Consider the following 3838-nt stretch of genomic DNA (forward strand, 5'->3'; position numbering starts at 1 on the left):
TGTGAGCACCAGTTGAGTGCCACTTTTACAGTGGAGGGGGCTTGTAATCGAGTCGTGTTTGAAACCTGGCTCGAAACGTGTTTACTGCCCACTCTGAAGCCTGGAAAGGTTTTGATTTTGGATAACGCGACGTTTCATCAGGGTGGACGGATTGCTCAACTCGTTGAGTCGGCAGGCTGTCGTTTGCTGTATCTACCTGCGTATTCTCCAGATTTCAATCGGATTGAAAAGTGTTGGGCTTGGCTCAAAAGCTTGTCTAGCTTTAGTTCTTTAAGGCAGGCGATGGAGTCGGTTCCGAAGGATGCTGTGTCCTAATAGTCTTGTCCATAGCTATAATTTGAGGCGAAATATCTTGCTGAAAATGGACAAGAGTATTTCGCCTTGATTAGCCCTAGATTCCGTCGGGGTCTTCGCGTTCGATATAGATGAACAGAAGACCAAAGACGACCGCAGGCAAGAGCCAGCAGACAACAGGAATAAGAATCCAGGGTAAGAAAGATGCTGCGTATTCGCCTGTCATAGAACGTTTCCTATCTAGGTTTGGATGATTCCTGGAAAGACTCTACTGTGAACTGGGGACAAGTTTTTGGTTTCTAAAGATTCTTAATAATCTGGATCAGTAGAACCGAGTATCGAAATCGTCAAGGGATACAACGGGTAAGTCGGGAGGGATGACGCTGCGATCGACACTGATTTTATGGCTCTCACGCTGGGTATGCATTTCAATTGCGATCGCCTCAAATAGCACTTCTAAGCTGCCAAAGGGAACGGTTAGCTGGGTTAGCACTTCCAGTTCTCCCCGACTGTTGGGGAGAAAATCTAACAGCCAGCGTGGACCATCTAACATGGAGCGAGTTTGCCGGTCAATCACCCATAGTTTGACGTAAATTCGAGGTTCGATGTGAGGTAGTCTGACGCGAATATTGACAGGCTTTCCGGCAACCAGTTCTCCCATAGTGGTTACTTCCAGAACGGGCGTGGGAACTGGCTCATCCGGCGGCAAAATCAATGGATTGGGTTCATCCGAATTTGAGCCAGATTTGACCTTCCTGAACCCATTGCGTTGTCTGAAATAGCGATTGGATGGTGGATCGTCATCAACCACCACTTCCTCAGCCGTTAACCGTTCGGCTTTTTTGGTGGCATTAGGGCGAGAGGGTGGCACTGCTTTTCCGGGGTACAGGTTAGACCGTAGCCATTCCGACAACTCGGCATCATTGGCGATCGAGTTTAACCGGGTCAAGAAGCGATCCTGAAGCTTTAGGGCTTCAAAAGACATTTCTACTGGAGAGGGTAAGTCAACAAAGGAAGGTGGCTCCGCTGCCTCGGCTTGCTGCTTGGGTGATTCAGCCAAATCACTCTGAATTTCAGATTCGGCATCTCCGGAGACGAGTGAGGTGGATGGGGCATTCCCTTCCTCCTCGGTCTGGCTGGTCAACTCATGGCTGGATTCAGAAATAACCTCAGTCGTTGAACGGACCTCTTGCGCCTCTGTTAATTGAGAGTCCGCCAATGGGGACTCTGCCAGTTCGCTGGAGTCAGCCAATGGGACAGATTGGGTCAATTCAGCTTCTGGGGTTGGAGTGGTCATTTCAGACCGAGCGTGTTCAGCATCCCCATCCACTTCACCATCCGTTTGAGATACCTCTAGAGATACCTCTGCTGGAGTTTCTGGGGCATCTTTGTCTGAATTGGAGGTTGGATCCAGGCTGATGGACGGAGGCTGACTGGGGAAAACGAATCCAGGCAGTTCGATTGGCTTGGTGCGAGGATGTGCCGGATCGGGCTGATAGATTTGAGGTGGAAGCGGCTGGCCCAGTAAGGACTTGAATCGATGGGGCGCTTCAGATTTGGGTGCTTCTAGCGGTTCCTGTTCAAGGAAGGAGAGATTGAACGAGGGTAGTTCCTGTTCTTTTGCTAACTTCTGGGAAAGCTCAAGCGGTAAATCGATGCGGTCTTCATCATCGGTTTGGGCTGTCAGGGTTTCATCCAGCACTTCGTTGATTTTCTCCAGGTCTCCCACTAAATCCTGCGGGTCGGCAGTGATGGTAAACGCCTGGGTTGTTAGTAGGGTGGTTAACGGAGTTTCGCTTTCAGACAGAATGCCGTAGAGCAGAACTTCACCTAAGACCAGGCGAGTTTGCAGATCCTCGGGGAGAGAAAAGGAGAAGGAGAAGGGAAGGGGAGGGGGTTGGTCAGGGATGGAACGGCGATCGCTAGCCAATACCTGTAGAGTTTGAGGGTCTCGCAGGCAGAGTTGAATTTCTTGAATCGTTGCCCCTGTCAAGGACTCATCTGGCTCTGCCGCTGGTTTCTCAGTCGTTTCCCAGGGATCGGCAACCATCGAGCCGGCCGGGTTAGTCGCTTCAGCCGGAGATGTAGGGGAAATCTCGCTACTGTCATCTAGCTCAATTTGACCAGAAAGGGTCAATCTTTCGCCACGATGGGCAACCAGTGCCTCTTGATCTAGGGTAAGGGTGGCAACGGTACCGACTGGCAGCGTATAGCCTCCAGACAAGGGATGCTGAACAGATGGAGATGGGTTAGGTTGCTCTAAATTGGACAGGGTAGGTTCCTTTGAAGAGGGGTTCGGGGTAGACGGTTGAGTCTGGCTGATGGCTTCGGGCATGGTTGCCGTATCAAACTCCTGCATCACCTCATCCACTAACTGATTGGACATCTGCTCTGCCAACTGGAACAGACGATCCATTGAAGCGCCTAGAATTTCGGCAACTTCTGGTGGTAAATCGGTTGAGCTATTCGGGTTGGTGGTTGGTTCTGGATCAGGGGGGGAACTGGGGAGCGGTGGCTCATTGTCAGACCGATGTCCATTCTCACCATTCTGGGTATTTGTAGAGTCAATCGTCCTGGAGTTAGCCTCTGTCGAGTTAATATCGCCAGATTCAGTATCTTCAGACTCAATATCTTCAGATTCAATACCCATAGAGGCGGCATCTTCCCAGGGAGAGTCCCACTCCTCGGCTTCCCTATCTTTGGCTAATACCTGGAGCTTGACTGCATATTGCCATGCATCTCCTAGCAGGTCAGACATTAAATCCGTGGAGGCACAGCACAGTTCCCAAAGTCCTGGTTCAAGCCGTGTGTAGGGGATGACAACGAGCAATCCCTCCTGGCTGATGCGGGCAGAACGTTTCTGGATACGTCGCTTGGGCGGGTCTTCTTCCGTTGCCAGATGGCTAATCCGAAGCTCAACTTCAACATTCTTCTGACTGGAACGAGCGACAACCCGGTAGCGTCCTTCTAGAATTTCAACATCGGGTGAATCCAGGGGAAGCCAGGAGCGATCGCCCTCTTTTTGCAGCAAAAATTCCCAGTGTTTCATTGCACACCTGCCCAGAGCAGTCCCGCTAGATTCTTTAAATACATATAACGCTAAATCTGGAGGATAAGAGGAATCATTCCCCACTTAAAGCCTCAGATGATAGCTAAATATAGTGGACAACGGCAAAAAATTTACAATCTGTTTAAAAATTGATTGAGGGTAGGGGGTGGTCATTGGTTGTTGGTCATTGGTCAGTGGGCATTGGTATTACAGACTACAAAGGACAAAGGACGAATGAGGCGTTGCTGAATAGAAATATGATTTACTGCGGGACGGGCACATCACCAAATTTGAGGTAGTGTAGTAGCAAGCGAATCGAGTGCTTCAGCATTTCTACGGACTTGGACTAGCACAAGGTCTTGCGATGCAACCGGGCAAGATAGTGTCGCAATCGCGTATTCTCTCCCTCAACTCGTGTCATGTAGGTTTTACTGACAATCTGTCTCCGTCTGGAATAAAACCTGGATAAACACTCCAACCATCCGTGACATAGAA

Annotated in this window: 3 protein-coding genes and 1 pseudogene; 1 reads left to right on the forward strand and 3 read right to left on the reverse strand. The window is 49.9% G+C overall.

The genetic code is table 11. The annotated features are described in order from the left end of the window. A partial coding sequence (locus tag AC1S52_RS05010) for a transposase (RefSeq protein WP_482027943.1) occupies window positions 1-315 on the forward strand: 315 nt, incomplete at its 5' end. Between the two features lie 76 nt (window positions 316-391). Here AC1S52_RS05010 and AC1S52_RS05015 read toward each other — a convergent pair. The 3 genes and pseudogenes from AC1S52_RS05015 to AC1S52_RS05025 all read right to left on the reverse strand — a co-directional run. Continuing rightward, window positions 392-520: a photosystem I reaction center subunit VIII gene (locus AC1S52_RS05015; RefSeq protein ID WP_482027944.1), complete on the reverse strand. Its 129-nt coding sequence runs from the start codon at window positions 518-520 to the stop codon at window positions 392-394. 96 nt (window positions 521-616) lie between these two features. After that, on the reverse strand, window positions 617-3343 hold the full coding sequence (locus AC1S52_RS05020; protein ID WP_482027945.1) for a hypothetical protein: 2727 nt from the start codon (window positions 3341-3343) through the stop codon (window positions 617-619). A 262-nt stretch (window positions 3344-3605) separates the two neighbouring features. Continuing rightward, window positions 3606-3838 (reverse strand): annotated as a pseudogene (locus AC1S52_RS05025) (IS1 family transposase); the annotation flags it as partial.

This window comes from Kovacikia sp. CALU 1929, assembly GCF_056784235.1.

Excerpts from the sequence above, each read along its gene's own strand:
- AC1S52_RS05015 (WP_482027944.1), bottom strand. The coding sequence starts at position 520 with ATGACAGGCGAATACGCAGCATCTTTCTTACCCTGGATTCTTATTCCT.
- AC1S52_RS05020 (WP_482027945.1), bottom strand. The coding sequence starts at position 3,343 with ATGAAACACTGGGAATTTTTGCTGCAAAAAGAGGGCGATCGCTCCTGG.